The sequence below is a fragment of the Porphyrobacter sp. AAP60 genome, assembly GCF_001296025.1.
In the GTDB taxonomy this organism is placed as follows: Bacteria; Pseudomonadota; Alphaproteobacteria; order Sphingomonadales; family Sphingomonadaceae; genus Erythrobacter.
The window spans coordinates 1-15955 of record NZ_LJHV01000022.1 but is presented as its reverse complement, the minus strand read 5'-3'; the positions used below and the strand labels follow the sequence as shown (position 1 = coordinate 15955).

General features: G+C 64.7%; 15 protein-coding genes and 1 pseudogene. 7 read left to right on the top strand and 9 right to left on the bottom strand.

The annotated features are described in order from the left end of the window. The first annotated feature begins 114 nt into the window (after positions 1-114). From IP79_RS13155 to IP79_RS13135, 5 genes are all read left to right on the top strand, one after another. Entirely contained in the window at positions 115-1482 is a 1368-nt protein-coding gene (locus IP79_RS13155) for an alkaline phosphatase PhoX (protein ID WP_054119766.1), read from the top strand. Between the two features lie 11 nt (positions 1483-1493). Then, positions 1494-2057 (top strand): hypothetical protein, encoded by a 564-nt coding sequence (locus IP79_RS13150; RefSeq protein ID WP_054119765.1) that lies wholly within the window; start codon positions 1494-1496, stop codon positions 2055-2057. Between the two features lie 125 nt (positions 2058-2182). Continuing rightward, a complete protein-coding gene (locus tag IP79_RS13145) occupies positions 2183-2638 on the top strand; it encodes a Dps family protein (protein ID WP_054119781.1) in 456 nt (151 codons plus the stop codon). 72 nt (positions 2639-2710) lie between these two features. After that, the gene (locus IP79_RS13140; protein ID WP_054119764.1) at positions 2711-3331 is read left to right on the top strand and encodes a 6-phosphogluconolactonase; all 621 of its coding nucleotides are present in this window, start codon (positions 2711-2713) and stop codon (positions 3329-3331) included. Continuing rightward, positions 3331-3804: an NUDIX hydrolase gene (locus IP79_RS13135; RefSeq protein WP_054119763.1), complete on the top strand. Its 474-nt coding sequence runs from the start codon at positions 3331-3333 to the stop codon at positions 3802-3804. Before IP79_RS13140 ends, IP79_RS13135 begins: the two co-directional genes overlap by 1 nt. Here the strand turns inward: IP79_RS13135 and dinB are convergent. Continuing rightward, positions 3801-4934: a DNA polymerase IV gene (dinB, locus tag IP79_RS13130; RefSeq protein WP_054119762.1), complete on the bottom strand. Its 1134-nt coding sequence runs from the start codon at positions 4932-4934 to the stop codon at positions 3801-3803. The two genes, IP79_RS13135 and dinB, sit on opposite strands and share 4 nt — an antisense overlap. Before the next feature lie 76 nt (positions 4935-5010). Here dinB and IP79_RS13125 point away from each other — a divergent pair, with 76 nt between their 5' ends. Continuing rightward, positions 5011-6345 (top strand): multidrug effflux MFS transporter, encoded by a 1335-nt coding sequence (locus tag IP79_RS13125; protein WP_420705632.1) that lies wholly within the window; start codon positions 5011-5013, stop codon positions 6343-6345. Positions 6346-6458: 113 nt separating this feature from the next. Here IP79_RS13125 and IP79_RS13120 read toward each other — a convergent pair whose 3' ends face one another. The 8 genes from IP79_RS13120 to crtY all read right to left on the bottom strand — a co-directional run bounded on the left by IP79_RS13120 (position 6459) and on the right by crtY (position 15443). After that, positions 6459-8012, bottom strand: a complete 1554-nt coding sequence (locus tag IP79_RS13120; RefSeq protein WP_054119761.1) for an acyl-CoA carboxylase subunit beta — start codon at positions 8010-8012, stop codon at positions 6459-6461. A 131-nt stretch (positions 8013-8143) separates the two neighbouring features. Then, entirely contained in the window at positions 8144-10012 is a 1869-nt protein-coding gene (locus IP79_RS13115; protein ID WP_054119760.1) for an acetyl-CoA carboxylase biotin carboxylase subunit, read from the bottom strand. After that, positions 10009-10524, bottom strand: coding sequence for a hypothetical protein (locus IP79_RS13110; protein ID WP_054119759.1), 516 nt, complete (start codon positions 10522-10524; stop codon positions 10009-10011). Before IP79_RS13110 ends, IP79_RS13115 begins: the two co-directional genes overlap by 4 nt. A gap of 114 nt (positions 10525-10638) precedes the next feature. Beyond that, entirely contained in the window at positions 10639-11604 is a 966-nt protein-coding gene (locus IP79_RS13105) for a phytoene/squalene synthase family protein (protein ID WP_054119758.1), read from the bottom strand. 8 nt (positions 11605-11612) lie between these two features. Next, a complete protein-coding gene (locus tag IP79_RS13100) occupies positions 11613-12194 on the bottom strand; it encodes a TIGR00730 family Rossman fold protein (protein ID WP_054119757.1) in 582 nt (193 codons plus the stop codon). Next, positions 12191-12613: a hypothetical protein gene (locus IP79_RS13095; protein ID WP_054119756.1), complete on the bottom strand. Its 423-nt coding sequence runs from the start codon at positions 12611-12613 to the stop codon at positions 12191-12193. Before IP79_RS13095 ends, IP79_RS13100 begins: the two co-directional genes overlap by 4 nt. Beyond that, on the bottom strand, positions 12610-14184 hold the full coding sequence (locus IP79_RS13090; RefSeq protein ID WP_082337220.1) for a phytoene desaturase: 1575 nt from the start codon (positions 14182-14184) through the stop codon (positions 12610-12612). Before IP79_RS13090 ends, IP79_RS13095 begins: the two co-directional genes overlap by 4 nt. Further along, the gene (gene crtY, locus IP79_RS13085; RefSeq protein WP_054119755.1) at positions 14181-15443 is read right to left on the bottom strand and encodes a lycopene beta-cyclase CrtY; all 1263 of its coding nucleotides are present in this window, start codon (positions 15441-15443) and stop codon (positions 14181-14183) included. Before crtY ends, IP79_RS13090 begins: the two co-directional genes overlap by 4 nt. 155 nt (positions 15444-15598) lie before the next feature. Between crtY and IP79_RS13080 the strand changes: the two are divergent. Further along, positions 15599-15955: pseudogene (locus tag IP79_RS13080) on the top strand (MipA/OmpV family protein); the annotation flags it as partial.

Here is a 15955-nt window from a genome sequence, read left to right as displayed (position 1 = left end):
TCGTGTTTTGCCTGTGGCTAGGCGGTTTGGGCGGCGCGCGCTACCTGTACAATTGGCAGAGGCGCGGGGACGAAAGGCTTGCCGCGCCAGAGGCGGGTCGGTAATCGTGCGGACATGATCCAGACCCCCGCTTTCGCCGCTGATCGCCGCCGTTTCCTTGGCGCGACCGCCACCGCCTTTGCCGCGCTTGCCGCCAGCGGCTGCATGACGCGGGGGGGCACCCATGCCGCGGCACCGCGCAGCGCTGCTAATGGCTTCACCGGATATGGGGCGCTGGTGCCCGATCCCGCGGGGCTGATCGATCTGCCGGAACGCTTCTCCTACCGCGTGATCTCAAGCCTTGGCGATGCGATGGATGATGGCGGCACCGTGCCCGACCGCGCCGACGGAATGGGCTGTTTCGACCTTGGTAACGGCGAAATCGCGCTGGTGCGCAATCACGAATTGCAGCCGCAGCATGATGCAGGCGGCCCGATTGCCAAGGGCTTCGGCAAGCGTAACGGCGCGTTTGTATCCGGCGGGACGACCAATATCGTGCTCGACGCCCAAACGCTGGCGGTGAAACGCCAGTTCCGCAGCCTTGGCGGCACGATCCGCAATTGTTCGGGCGGGGTGACGCCGTGGGGCACCTGGCTGACCTGCGAGGAAGCCCCCACCGGCCCCGGCCAGCGTTACGGCGACGGGCTGGAGAAGAACCACGGCTGGGTGTTCGAAGTGCCCGCCAGCGCGCGCGGGATCATCGATGCCGTGCCGCTGACCGCGATGGGCCGCTTCAACCATGAGGCCGCTGCTGTCGATCCGGCCACCGGCATTGTGTACATGACCGAAGACCGCGACGACGGGGTGTTCTATCGCTTCGTGCCCAAGGTGCCGGGCCGCCTTGCCGAAGGCGGGCGCTTGCAGGCCATGTCGATCGATGCCCTGCCGGATTCGCGCAACTGGGCCACCGGCCTGATGGCACTGCGCAAGCCCTATGCCGTGACATGGATCGATCTTGACGAGCCCGAAGCCCCCAAGGACGATCTGCGCATCCGCGCTGCCGCCAAGGGTGCGACGTTGATCGCGCGCGGGGAAGGGCTGCACATGGGCGTGAACCGCGGCATCAGCGAAGTTTTCGCCTGCTGCACCAGCGGCGGGGCCAAGCAGCTGGGCCAGATCCTCAAGCTTACCCCCGGTGTGGCAGGGGCGCCCGACACCATCGAGCTGTTTTTTGAAAGCGAAAGCACCGAACAGTTCAATTACGGCGACAACCTGACAGTAGCCCCCAGCGGCCACCTGATCGTGTGCGAAGATCAGTACACCGAAGTGACCGACAACCACATTCGCGGCGTAACGCCGGACGGCCGCGCCTATCCTGTGGCCCGTATGTGTACGCAGACCGAGCCGGCAGGCGGATGCTTCTCGCCCGATGGCAAGGTATTGTTCGTAAACCTTTATTCGCCCACCGCCACGCTGGCGATCACGGGGCCGTGGACGGCCTAGGCTAACGCCCGGTGGACGGTTTCCTGCTCGCACTGCTGCTGGTGTTTGCGCTGGCGCTGGGCGGGCGCGATCAGTGGCTGGTGGCGCAGTGGTCTGACGCATTGGGGCAGGGCTGGCCGCTGCTGCTGACCGGCATCGCCGCCGCCGCTATCAGCGCTGTGGCAATGGCGTGGGTGGGGGCTGAATTTGCCGCAATGCTGCCGCGCCGCGCCGCGCAGATGCTGGTTGCCTTTGCGCTGGGCGTCGCGGCTTTCGAACTGGCGTGGCCGGTGCGTCTCAAATCCCCGCAGGAACCGACCCGCTCGCTCGGTGCGATCGGCATTGTGCTGCTGGCCCGCCAGATCGGCGATGCGGCGCGGTTCGTGGTGTTTGCGCTGGCAGCATGGGCCAGCCTGCCGCTGACCGCTGCCATGGGCGGAGCGCTGGGCGGGGCGGGCGCGATCGTACTGGGGTGGAGCCTAGGCGCAAAAGGGCTGGCGCGCTGGCCCTTGCGCCCGGTGCGGCTGGCAATGGCGGCGTGCCTGATCATTGCGGCATTGTTCATCGGATTGAACGCCCGCTTCGCTGCCTATTGATCGCTTTGTTCGATTATTGCGAACTGAGACCCCGATGAAACAATCCGGGCCTATCCGTGTTATCTTGGCGACACCCCGCGCGGTTGCCCGATCCGGCCCGCACACCGAATATGAAGGAGAGCCTCATGGCTGACACCAATTCCAAGACCGCACTGATGGCCGAGCTTAACGGACTGCTGGCCGATCACTTCGCGCTCTATACCAAGACCAAGAATTTCCACTGGCACATCACCGGCCCCCGCTTCCGCGATCTTCATCTGCTGTTTGACGAACAGGCGATCGAGATCCGCGACCAGATCGACGCAATCGGCGAACGTGTGCGCAAGCAGGGTGGCATGACGCTGACCTCGATCGGCGCGGTGGCCAAGCACACCCAGATCAAGGATCAGGACAGCACCGACCTGTCGCCCGACGACATGGTCAAGGAACTGCGTGACGACAACCAGAAGATGGTCGATCGGCTCAAGGGCATGAAGGAACTGGCCGAAGAGGCCGGCGACAATGCCACCGACGGCCTGCTCGACGACTGGACCGACATGGCTGAAGAGCGCGTGTGGTTCCTCACCTCGATCCTCGGCTGATCGCCTTCGGGTAGCGATTAAAGAAGGGCCGCCCCTGTTGCCGGGGGCGGCCCTTTTGCTATGGTCCTTCGCATGGCCGACATCACAATTATCGAAAGCGCCGATCCGCGCGCGATTGCCGATTGGCTGGCAGACCGGCTGGCCGGGGCCAAAGCCGGGGCGATCACTGTGCCCGGCGGGTCCACGCCCTTTCCCATCCTCGCCGCGCTGATCGAAAGCGGACGCATTGAATGGGCGGGCTGGCAGGTCTGGCCCAATGATGACCGGATCGTGCCGGAAGATCACGAAGCCTCCAACACCGGCAAGATCCGCGCCTTGCTGGAACCGGAAGGCGCGCATGTCAGGGCGCTGGCGCAAGATGCAGCGCCGCCGCATTTCGCGCTGACTTGGCTGGGCATGGGGCCGGATGGGCACATCGCCTCGCTATTCCCGAACACCGATCCGCAGATTGATGACCAGCAGCCCGTGCGCCGTTTGACACCCGATCCCCTGCCCACCCATGCGCCGTTTGATCGCATCACGCTGACCATTCCGGCGCTCGCCGCGACCAATGCGGTGGTGTTCACGCTGGGCGGCGCGGCGGACAAGCGCGCGGTTTTCGAGGCGGCCCGCGCTGGCGATAATGATCTGCCGATAGCCCGCCTGTTGCGCGCTGCCGACGCACGCGGCATCCCCGTCACTGTGTTTACCTGATGCCCTTGCTGATCCCTGCGCCGCTCCACCGCGCAATGCTGCCGCTGGCGCACAGCATCCGCCATTACTGGCGGCGCTGGCGCGGGGCGCCGATTGCGGGGGTCAGTGTGGTGATCACCAACCTTGCAGGCGATGTGCTGCTGCTGAAACATTCCTATGGCCCCAGGGTCTGGGCGCTGCCCGGTGGCGGCCTGAATGCACGCGAAGACCCGGCAGAGGCCGCGCGGCGCGAAGTGCGCGAGGAACTGGGCATGGCAATCGGCAAGGTCGAGCCGATTGCCGTGATCGAAGAAGTCATCTCCGGCGCGCCCCACACCGCCCACCTGTTCGCCGCGATCTGCGACCAGCACCCGCGCCCCGACGGGCGGGAAGTGACCGAGGCACGCTTCTTCCCGTCGCATTCCCTGCCGGAACCGCTGGGCCGCACCACGCGGACGCGGATCGATGCGTGGCGCGGGCGGGGTATCGGCTAAAGCAGCCGCAACTGCGCCTCGTCACGCGCGGGCTTTTCGACTTGCGCCCCTTCGAGATTGCCGAGCGTCAACCCCATCAGCCGGATCGGCCCGCGCAGGGGCAATTCCGCCTCCAGCAGGCTGCGGGCAAGCGCGGCGAATTGATCGCGGTCTGCCACAAGATCGGGCAGCGATGCAGCGCGGGTCATGATGCGGAAATCGGTGAACTTCAGCTTCAGCGTTACCGTTCGCCCCTTCGCGCTGCTGGCCTCGATCCTGTCCCACACGATGGCGATGATGGTCTCCAGCGTATCGCGCAGCGCCGCACCGCTGCCGATGTCCTCGGAGAATGTCCGCTCCCCGCCGACCGACTTGCGCACCCGGTGCGCGGCGACCGGGCGCAGGTCGATGCCGCGTGCGGCGCGGTAGAGGTAATCGGCCATGCTGCCGAAGTGCTGGCGCAGGAAGGCAATATCCTTGCCCGCCAGATCGGCCCCGGTGGCAATGCCGAGGGCTTGCATTTTCTCCTCGGCTTTCGGCCCGACCCCGTGGAACCGCCGGATCGGCAGGCCCGCGACAAACTGCGCCCCTTCGCCCGGACGGATCACGCACAGCCCGTCAGGCTTGTTCTGATCACTGGCGAGCTTGGCGAGGAACTTGTTGTAACTCACCCCCGCGCTGGCGGTCAGGCGGGTCTTGGCGCGGATTTCCTGCCGGATCAGCGTGGCGATGCGGGTCGCGCTGCCGATGCCGAGGCGGTCTTCGGTGACATCGAGATAGGCTTCGTCCAGGCTCAACGGTTCGATGATGGGCGTATAGTGCTCGAACACCCGGCGGATCTGGCGGCTGGCTTCCTTGTAGGCATCGAAGCGCGGGCGCACAAAGATCAGATCGGGGCACAGGCGGCTCGCCGTGACCGACGGCATGGCGCTCCTAACCCCGAACCGCCGCGCTTCGTAACTCGCCGCTGCCACGACCCCGCGCCCGCCCGCGCCGCCGACGGCAACCGGCTTGCCCTGCAATGCGGGATCGTCGCGCTGTTCCACGCTGGCGAAGAAGGCATCCATATCGACATGAATGATCTTGCGCAGACCCGGCTGGTTTGGGGACGCGCCATCATCATCTTCGGCAGGGGGCGGCGGGCTGGCCATCCCGCACAAATAGAACCTTCCTCACCCCGAAGGAACTGTTGCTGGAACATTTCACCCCGCGCGCCATTTTGTGCACATGCGAAATGAACAGTGGTCTTCGGCCGAACCCCTTGGCAATGGCCGCCCGATGGCCACTACGCACGCCCCCTCCCCATCGTCCTTGGGGCCTTTCCGCAAAGCCTTGGGCGAGCGCGAGCTGATGTGGATGATGGCGCTGCTGATGGCGCTGAACGCCTTCGGGATCGATGCGATCCTGCCCGCGCTCGATCCGCTGGCGGCCGATCTTTCAGTCAGCGGCAATGACCGGCAATTTGTTATCGGGGTCTATCTGCTGGCAGGCGGGCTGGGATCGCTGGTGCCCGGCGCGCTGGCTGACCGGTTCGGGCGGCGGCCGATCCTGCTGGGATCGATCGCGGTCTATATCGCGCTGTCGATCCTGTGCGTGCTGGCCCCGACCTACGACATTTTGATCGCCGTGCGGGCCACGCAGGGCTTTTTCGCCGCCGGGATTGTCGCCTTGCCGCCCGCCATCATCCGTGACCGCGTGGGCGGTGACAAGATGGCGCGGATGATGAGCCTGATCTTCGTGATCTTCCTGATGGTGCCCGCCGTCGCGCCGAGCATCGGGCAGGCCATCCTGCAATTCGGCAACTGGCGCGCGATCTTCGGCGTGATGGCGGTGCTGGGCGCGGGGATGGCGGCGTGGGTCTATTTCCGCCTGCCCGAAAGCCTGACCGAGGAAAACCGCCAGATGATCCTGCCGCGCACCATCGCGGTGAACATGGGCCGTGCGCTGTCCATGCCATCCGTGGTCGGTTACGTGTTCGGTTCGGCGGTGGTGTTTGGCGCCTTGTTCGGCTTCATCAATTCATCCCAGCAGCTGATCACCGAAACTTTCGGCGCGGGTGATATCTTCCCTATCGTGTTCGGCATCTGTGCAGGTTCCATGGCGATTGCCAGCTGGTCGAACTCGCGCATTGTCGAACGCTTCGGTGCTCGGCGGGTCAGCCACACTGCGCTGTTCGTGTTCATCGCGGTGAGCGCGGTGCAGGTGATGTTCGCCTTCCAGCCCGATGAAAAACTGTGGCATTTCGTGCCGCTGATGGCGATCAACATGGCGTTGCTGGGCTTTATCGGCAGCAATTTCGGCGCGATTGCGATGAACCCGTTTTTCAAAATCGCTGGGGCGGCAAGTTCGGCCCACGGCTTCGTGCGGATGACAACGGCGGCGCTGCTGGGCGGGGCAATCGGCTATGCCTTTGACGGCACGGCCCGCCCGCTGGCGCTGGCCTTGCTGGCGAGCGGGCTGGTTTGCCTCGTGCTGGTGCTGTTCAGCGAGAAGGGCAAGCTGTTCGGCCCGTCGGATGGCGATATGGCCGAAGGGCAAAGGCTGGCGAAGGAATTCGAGTAATACACTTCGTCATTGCGAGCGCAGCGAAGCAATCCATGAACCAACGTGTCCGCACGCGGTGAGGTTTGTCCCTGGATTGCGGCGTCGCCTCCGGCTCCTCGCAACGACGAGTATTATGTGTCCGCGCCAAGCCGTCGCCAGGCCAATCCCGCGAACTCGCATAGCAGCGGCCGCGTATCGCGGGGATCAATGATGTCCTCGACATTGAAGCGCTCGGCAGAGCGGAACGGAGAGGTGACCTTGGCGAGCCGTTCGCGGATTTCTTCCAGCAGCGCTTGCGGATCGTCGGCGGCTTCCAGTTCCGCCTTGTAAGCGACCTCCAGTCCGCCCGCGATGGGGAGGCTCCCCCAGTCGCCGCTCGGCCAGCAATAGCGGTACTGGTAGCGTTCGGCATTGCTCATCGCGCTGCCTGCAATGCCATAGGCGCGGCGCATCACGATGCTGGCGAGCGGCACGGTGGCGCGGTAGATCGCGTTCATGGCATTGACCCCGTAACGGATCGTCCCCGCAACTTCCGCCTCGCGCCCGATCATGAAGCCCGGATTGTCGACCAGATGCACGATCGGCAGGCGGAACTGGTCGGCGAGCCGCACGAAGCGTTCGACTTTCTCGGACGTCTTGGCCTCCCACGATCCGCCAAGGTAGCTGGGATCGCTCGCCACCACGCAGACCGGCCAGCCATCGAGCCGCGCAAAGGCGGTGATCGCGGCGCGGCCCCAGTGCCGGCCGATCTCGAACACGGTGCCGGTGTCGAACAGCATCTCCATGCAGCGGCGCATCGAATAGACCTGTTTCGCGTCACGCGGGACGAGGCTGAGCAGCGCTTCCTCGCGCCGGTCGGCGGGATCGTCGCAGGCGGAGCGGCGCGCGGGCTGGCCGACATATTCGGGCATGAAGCTGAGGAAATGCTGCGCGCGGGCGAAGGCCTCGGCTTCGCTGGCGACCTCGTCATCCACCACCCCGTTACGGGTGTGGATCGCCGATCCGCCGAGCGCTTCCTTGGCCTCCTCGTGATTGGCCGCGCCGCCCTTGTAAGCATCGCCCAGCCCATCGACCACCGCGGGGCCGGCGGCGAAAATCTGGCTCAAACCCTTGACCATAATCGAATAGTGGCTCGCCACCGTCCGCGCCGCGCCGAGGCCCGCCGTCGGCCCGAGAGCCAGCGCCACCACCGGCACCGTGTCGAGGTTCGTCACCACATCGCCCCAGCCGGGCACGGCGGGAATATAGGTCGCGCCGATCTGTTCGAGCGTCTTCACCGAGCCGCCGCCTCCGGTGCCGTCGATCATGCGGATGATCGGGAGCTTCAGCTGATGCGCCATCATCTCGGCCTGCACCATCTTGCGCGCGATCCCCGCATCCGCCGCGCCGCCGCGAATGGTGAAATCGTCCGCCGTGGCGACGACCGGGCGGCCATTGATCAGCGCCTTGCCGAACAGGAAGGGGGCGGGGGTGACCTGCGCGAGGTCGCCATTGGCGTCATACTTCGCGCTGCCCGCAATCTTGCCGATTTCGCGGAAGGAGCCTTCATCGCACAGCGCCGCCAGCCGCGCGCGGGCGTCCATCTTGCCGCGCCCGTGCTGCCGCGCAACCTTGTCCGCGCCGCCCATCTGCTCGGCGAGCGCCTCGCGGGCGCGCAGTTCTTCGATTTTTTTCTGCCACGACATCCCACTCTCCTACCTCGTCATTGCGAGGAGCCGCAGGCGACGCGGCAATCCATGAACCGGCGTTGCGCCATTGTGCGAGGTCAGGTGATGGATTGCTTCGCTGACGCTCGCAATGACGAAAAGTGGAGTGGTTATTCCCCCGCAGGTACCACCCGGCACAGCACCGCCTCAACCTGCACCTGCGCGCCTGCGCTCACCGCCAGCCCCTCGATCACCCCGCCGAAGGGCGCGGTGAGGGCGTGTTCCATCTTCATCGCCTCAAGCACCATCAGCCGCTGCCCGGCGGTGACCGCCTGGCCTTCGCTGACGTCGACCGCGATGACCTTGCCCGGCATCGGCGCGATGATCGCGCCATCGGCGGCGGAGGCTTGGCCGGTGCCTCGCGCCGCGAAGGGCCGCAAGGCGAAGGTCTCGGCCGCTTCGTTGACCCAGACCGTTGCGCCATCATCAAATTGCAGCACGCCCTCGAACGGGCGCACAGGATCGCCGGTCACGACCTCGCTGCCATGCATCATCGCCACAGCGGTTCGCGGGGCGGCATTCAAACGGAAGCCGGTGGGCGCAAGGCCTGCGGCATCACTTCCCCGCCGGAGATAGGGCAATGCCGCCTGATCGATCGCGCCTTGCGAAAGCGCGACCGCTTCGGCCCATTGCGGATTCCGCCCAATCAGTCCGGTATCGAGCATGCCACCTTCGAATTCATCGGAGGTCAGAGCACGCAGCAGGAAGGGCGCATTCGTTTTGACCGGATAGACCAGCAGTTCTTCAAGGCAATCTTCCATCTGCCAGATCGCTGCCTCACGGTCGTTGCCGTGAACGACCAGCTTGGCGATCATCGGATCATAATGCGGCGAAATCTCGTCGCCCTGCTCAACACCCGTTTCGATCCGGCTATAGCCATCATCGATCGAAAACATTTCGAGCCGACCGATGCTCGGCAGAAACCCCTTGGCCGGGTCTTCCGCATAGAGCCGCGCCTCGATCGCCCAGCCATTGATCGACAGCTCCTCCTGCGCCAGCGGCAGCGGCTCGCCGCTCGCCACGCGCAGCTGCCATTCGACCAGATCGACTCCGGTGATTTCTTCGGTGACGGGGTGTTCGACCTGAAGCCGGGTGTTCATCTCCATGAAGAAAATGCGGTCGGCGCGCAGGCCTTCTGAGGCATCGGCGATGAATTCGATCGTGCCCGCGCCCTCGTATTGGGTCGCCTTGGCGGCGCGCACGGCGGCAGCGCAGATCGCCTCGCGGGTGGCGGCGTCCATGCCGGGGGCGGGGGCTTCCTCGATCACCTTCTGGTGGCGGCGCTGCAGCGAGCAGTCACGTTCGAACAGGTGGACGACATTGCCGTGGCTATCGCCGAACACCTGCACCTCGATATGGCGGGGCGAGGTGATCCACTTTTCGAGCAGAACTTCGTCATTGCCGAAGCTGGCCTTGGCCTCGCGGCGGCAGGATTCCAGCGCGGCGGCGAAATCGGCTGGGGCGTCGACCTTGCGCATCCCCTTGCCGCCGCCGCCCGCGACCGCCTTGATGAGGACGGGGTAGCCGATGGCGTCTGCCTCTGTGGTCAGCCGCTCCAGCGATTGGTCCGCGCCGAGATAGCCGGGGGTGACGGGAACGCCCGCTTCGATCATCCGCGCCTTGGCCGCGTCCTTCAGCCCCATCGCGCGGATGCTGGCAGGCTTGGGACCGACCCAGATCAGGCCAGCGTCGATCACGTCTTGCGCGAAATCGGCGTTCTCGGACAGAAAGCCATAGCCCGGATGGATCGCATCAGCGCCCGTCTGCTGTGCCGCCGCGATGATCTTTGCGCCGACCAGATAGGACTCCGCAGCGGGCGAGGGGCCGATATGCACGCTCTCGTCGGCGGAGCGCACATGCAGCGCCTTGGCATCGGCATCGGAATAGACCGCAACCGTTGCCACGCCCATCGCGCGGGCGGTGCGGATAATGCGGCAGGCAATCTCGCCGCGATTGGCGATCAGGAGTTTGGTGATCATGGTGTCTCGTCCCGCGCCGCGTCCGCCGGGAACCCCGGCACGCCCAGTCGCTCACATTCGCTCGGCAGTTCCATCGTGAAACTGGTATTGGCGACTTTCCAGACGCCCCCTGCTGTCTTGACCATGCTCAGCGAATTGATCCCGCAATGCGTCAGTTCATAGTCGGCCCAGAAGGAATAGGGCCCCCAAACCTGCGCCATGTCGCCCGTTACCAGTACGGCTTCGTAATGCATCACCTCGTCGGCCTTGCGCGTGCCTTTGGCCCAACGCGCCAGATGATGGGTGACCGGCACGGCGTCAACACGCGGAGCTTCGGGGTTCATCCGGTTATGGACGAAGATCACGCCCTGGGTGTGCATGACGCCCGCCAGCGCGGTTTTGTCATCGCTGCCCAGCGCGGCGAAAAAGGCGTCGGCAGCGGCGATGACCTCTGCCTGTTCGGGGCTCTGTTCCTCAGCGGCGAGCGGGGCCGCGGCGAGCAATGCAGCCGTGATTGCGAGAATGGCTTTCATGGGGACGGATTAGTCCAGCTTCGCGGCAAAGGAAACTGTCTCCAATCACCCCGTCCCGGGCTTGACCCGGGATCCCGCTTCTTTCCTTGCCGCCAAAGGTAGCTGGGCCCCGGATCAAGCCCGGGGCGGGGAATGGGGCCGATAATCCGCAATACCCCAGTCGATCCCGCCTTCCGGCATCTTCTCGCGGTTTATCGCCGCCGAAAGAAACGCGCGCACGCCATACAGCGCTTTCTCGCCGCGCGGCACATAGGTGCGGGTTTTCCACGCCTCCGGACCGCGCTTCCTGACCTTGCGCCCGATTGCGCCGTAGATCCGTGCTGCGGAAAGCACCGCCCAACGGCTGCGGAACGGCAGCTTTGCCGCGCCCACCCGCGCCGCCGCCTCGTGCTTTTCCACCAGTGCCACCAACCGGGCGGCCATCGCGGCGAGTTCTTTCCGGTGGTGCGGTTTGGTGTGCTGGCCCGGCTCGATATCCTGTTCGACCAGCCACATGACCGGCAGGTAACACCGCCCCGCCGCGTCATCTTCCACAATATCGCGGGCGATGTTCGATAGTTGGAAGGCAAGGCCCAAGTCGTTCGCGCGGTCGAGCGTTTCCTGATCGTCAGGCGCAACCCCCATCACCACCGCCATCATCACGCCCACGGCCCCTGCCACGTGGTAGCAATAGCGCAGCATGTCGGCTTCCGTGCGCGGGCGCCAGTCCTCGGCGTCCAGTTGAAAGCCTGCGATCACGTCCTCTGCCATTTGCGGGGTCAGGCCAACTTCGGCGGCGACCACGCCCAGCGCATCGAAGGCCGGATCACCGGTCGGCTGCCCTGCGAAGGCGAGGGCGGTCAGGCGGCGGATATGGGCGAGGCGTTCACCCAGATCGGTCTGGTCGCCCAATTCCCCGCCCATCTCCTGATTATCGGCAATGTCATCGGCGCGGCGGCACCAGGCATAAAGCAGCCATGCGCGTTCGCGCGTCTCCTTGTCGAACAGGCGCGCAGCGGCGGAAAAGCTCTGCGATCCGCGCTTGATCGAAAGCCGCGCATGTTCGACCAGCGCGGCGCGGGTGGCTGGGTCAACCGCCATGCCCAAGCCTACAGTTCCTCGGCCTTCATGCGGAAGATCGGGGTGTGGGGCTGATAGGCCTCCATCTTGGCGAGCAGTTCGTGGATCGAAGTCGCCGCGATCAGGATGTTCTGGTGTGCAGGCCGCACAAAGCCCACCGCCGCCATCTTCGCGTTGAAGGCCAGCAGATCGTCATAGAAGCCAAATGCGTTGAGGATACCTACCGGATCGGAGTGATAGCCCAATTGTGACCAGCTCATCGCTTCCCACAATTCGTCCATCGTACCGACCCCGCCGGGCAGCGTCACGAAGCCATCGGAAAGGTCGGTGAACTTCTGCTTGCGTTCGTGCATCCCGCTGACGGTAATCAGTTGATCGCAATCGAGATTGGCAACCTCTGCGCGCACAAGGCTTTCGGGGATGATGCCGATGACTTCGCCGCCAGCATCCTTCGCGCCCTTGGCCACTGCGCCCATCAGCCCCAGCTTGCCGCCGCCATAGACAAGCCCGATGCCGCGCCGCGCCAGTTCCGCGCCGACATCATAGGCCAGCTGGATATAGCGCGGGTCTTCGGGCGAGGCCGAACCGCAATAAACCGCCAGTCGTTTCATTGTGCCGCCTTCGCTCCCGTGCAGGCATGGCCCAGAATTGCCATATCGCCCATCGAGAGCGGGCTATCGGCAAAGTCCATCGTGACCGTGGTGATCGGCGCACGGAAATTGTTGCCGTAGCGCGAAAGGAACAGCCAGCTTTCCTTCATGCCGATTGTCTGCGCGGGGCAATCGACCGCCATGATCGCATCGAACACCATCGGTTGGCCGTCACTGTCTTCCAGGTTCATGCGCAGCAGTACCAGTTCCATCGGGCGGCCTTCCAGCACCGCCGTGTCGCGCCAGCCCGTATCGATCCAGCCTTCGCCCTTGTCGTCGACCGGGATTGCCTCCCAGCCGGACTGGTGCCCTTCGGCGGCCAGCGGCGAGGGGCCGAGATCGGTCACCACCCCCGCCAGTGCCAGCAGAGCCGCGATCATGCGCTGACCCTGACGGCGAGATCCTCCAGCATCAGCCCGGCGGTCGCTTTCGCGCTGCCGACCACGCCGGGGATGCCTGCGCCCGGATGGGTACCCGCGCCGACGAGGTAGTAATTGTCGATCACATCGTCGCGGTTGTGCCCGCGCAGGTAGGCGCTTTGCCACAGCACGGGTTCAAGGCTGAAGGCGCTGCCCATGTGGGCGTTCAGATCCTGCTTGAAGTCCTTGGGCGCATAGCTGAACTTGGTGACGATCCTGCTGTGGATATCGGGGATCAACCGCCGTTCCAGCTCATCAAGGATCATCTTTTCCAGCTTGGGGCCAACCTCGTCCCAATCAATCGGCATCTTGCCCATGTGGCTGACGGGGACGAGCGCGTAGAACGTGCTTTTGCCCTCGGGCGCCATGCTGGGATCGGTCACGGTCGGGTGGTGGAGGTAGATGGCGAAATCTTCGGGCACCACGCCGTTCTTGTAGATGTCGTCGAGCAGGCCTTTGTAGCGCTTGGCGAACAGGATCATGTGGTGCGGGATGCCGGGCCAGGTGCCCTCCAGCCCGAAATGCACCACGAACAGCGACGGGCTGAAGCTCTTGCGGTTCAGCGACTTGGCGACCTTCTTCCCGCGTTCGCTGCCCGACAGCAGGTCTTTATACGAGTGCATGATGTCGGCATTGCTGGCCACGGCATCAAAGCGCTGCTTGAAGCCGCTTTGGGTTTCCACCTCGGTCGCCTTGGTGCCCAGCGTATGCACCTGCACCGCCGGATCGCCGACGATCATTTTGCCGCCGAGCCGTTCGAAATGGCGCACCATGCCCGCGATCAGCCGGTTGGTGCCGCCGCGCGCCCACCAAACGCCGCCGTCCTTTTCCAGCTTGTGGATCAGGGCATAGATCGATGATGTGTTCATCGGGTTGCCGCCCACCAGCAGCGAATGGAAGCTGAAAGCCTCGCGCAGCTTGGGGTGTTCGATGTAGCTTGAGACCATGCTGTAGACCGAACGCCACGCCTGTTCCTTGATTAGGGCAGGCGCGGCCTTCAGCATCGACTTGAAATCGAGGAACGGCTTGGTGCCGAGCTTCAGATAGCCTTCTTCGTAAACCCGCGCCGAATATTCCAGGAAGCGGGCATATCCTGCCACATCTGCCGGGTTCAGCTTGGCGATTTCGGCGTTGAGCTGTTCTTCGTCGTTCGAATATTCGAAGTTGGTCCCATCGGGCCAGTTGAGGCGGTAGAACGGCATGACCTTCATCAGCTCGACATCTTCGGCGATGTCGTGGCCGGTCAGTTCCCACAATTCCTTGAGGCAGGGCGGATCGGTGATCACCGTCGGCCCGCCATCGAAGGTGAAACCGTCCCGCTCCCAGAAATAGGCGCGGCCGCCCGGCTTGTCGCGGCCTTCGATCACGGTGGTGGCGATGCCTGCCGATTGCAGCCGCACGGCCAGCGCCATGCCGCCAAAGCCTGCGCCGATCACGCAGGCGGTCTTGCCCGCATAACGTTCGGCCAGGGCGGGGTTGACCCCTTTCGCGCCGGACGGGGTGCCAAGGTTGATCTTCACGTCGGCGTTCATGCCGGAGTCTCCATATTGAGAGGCTTGGTGTCCAGGGGCTTCCCTGATGAGAATAGCGCACGGATCGCGCGCGGGATAGCTACGGGCGGCTTGCCCGTCAGGATGCGCAGCCGGTCAGGCCAGGTGGACCTGCCCGCATAGAACCGTTCGACCAAGGCGCCGCGCAGCGCATAGAAATGTTCGAACACCACCACCCGCTTGTGCGGTTCGGCCGCTTCGAACAGCATCCGGCTGAGCATCCGGTAATAGGCGGTGGAGCGCCAGTGGCGTTTGGCGCGGCGCTGGCAGAAGGCGGCAAGTTCGGTGCCCGAAAGATCGGGGCGGGATGCAATCAGGTGCGCGATCGCCAGCGCATTATCGACTGCGAAAGGCAGGGTGTAACTGGTCAGCGGGTGTGAAAAGCCGCCGCGTGCGCCTGCCAGCGCCACGCCGGGGATCGCCACTTCGGCCAGCGCTGCCTTGAAATCCCCGCCCGAAATCACCGGCAGAATGCCCGCCTCCTGATCGACGATATCGCCTTTCCACCCGTTGCGATGGGCATATTCTGCCACACGGCCTTTCAGCACTTCGGCGTCCATCTTGGGCTGATCGGCGTAATAGGTGTCTTCGATGAACACATCGGTGGGTGACAGCGGCAGGACATAAACGAAGCGATAGGCTGCGCCATTGCCGTGCGGGGCGACCTGATCGACGCTGGCATCCATGATCACCGGGCGGGTGAGGCCGTGGGGCGTCTGGCAACGGAACTGCTGGCCAAGGAACACCTGCCAACCGCCAGACAGTGCTGGCGAAGCCTTGAACGGGCGGCAATCGATCACGCGCCGCGCCGCCAGCCGCGTGCCATCGGCCAGCGTCACGCCGCCCGCATCAAGTGCCGCCGCCTTGGTATTCAACAGCACGCGATCAGCCGGCAATTCCTCTGTCAGCGCCCGGTGAAACTCGGCGCTGGCGAGCGAGCGATAGGCCGTCGGCAAAGTGCGGCCAAGGCCGGGGAAGGTGATGTCATAGCCTTCATCCCAGCCATTGAGCGCAAAACCTTCCATCAACTTGCGCGCACCGGCGCGGATATCGGTTTCGAACCAGCTCCAGCGGTGGTGGCCGCCCAGCGTGCGCCCGGCCTCGACCACCACGAAGCGGCAATCGGGCGCGTGGCGGTGCAGCGCCAGCGCGATCAGCCCGCCTGCAAGTCCGCCGCCGACGATGACAACATCATGCGGAACGGCAGAGGATTTTTCGGGATTCCGGGCTGAGTCGACCATGCAACTACGGCCCTAGGACAGGGCGCGCCGATGGGCAATGATCCCACGAGGATGAATGCAGCAAAGAATGTTGCAACATCACGCGGAAACAATAAGGCGTGCAGGCGTTTGCCCCTCGCACTTCGTATCCCATGCCCGTTCCCGAGGATTGAACCTTGCCCCTACGCTTCGCCCTTGCCTCGCTCGCACTGGCTGCCAGTTGCACCGCCCCTGCCTTTGCATCGGAAGGGGAGGGCGATGCTGCCGCTGCGGAGGCAGAAGCGAGCGTGCAAACTGATCCCCAATCTGCCCCCGGATCTGACCCCCGGCCCGCTGGCGCCCCGCCTTCTTCCGCCTTCGCCAAGCCGGTTTTCGATGAAACCTGGGCGACCATTGGTCTGGGCGCTGCAATGGTGCCAAGCTATGCCGGATCGAATGATTACATCGCCTTTCCGCTGCCGCTGATCGTGGGCCGCATTGGCGGGGTGGGGATCAGCCCCAATGGCCCCGGCTTCGTGCTCGATCTGAATTCG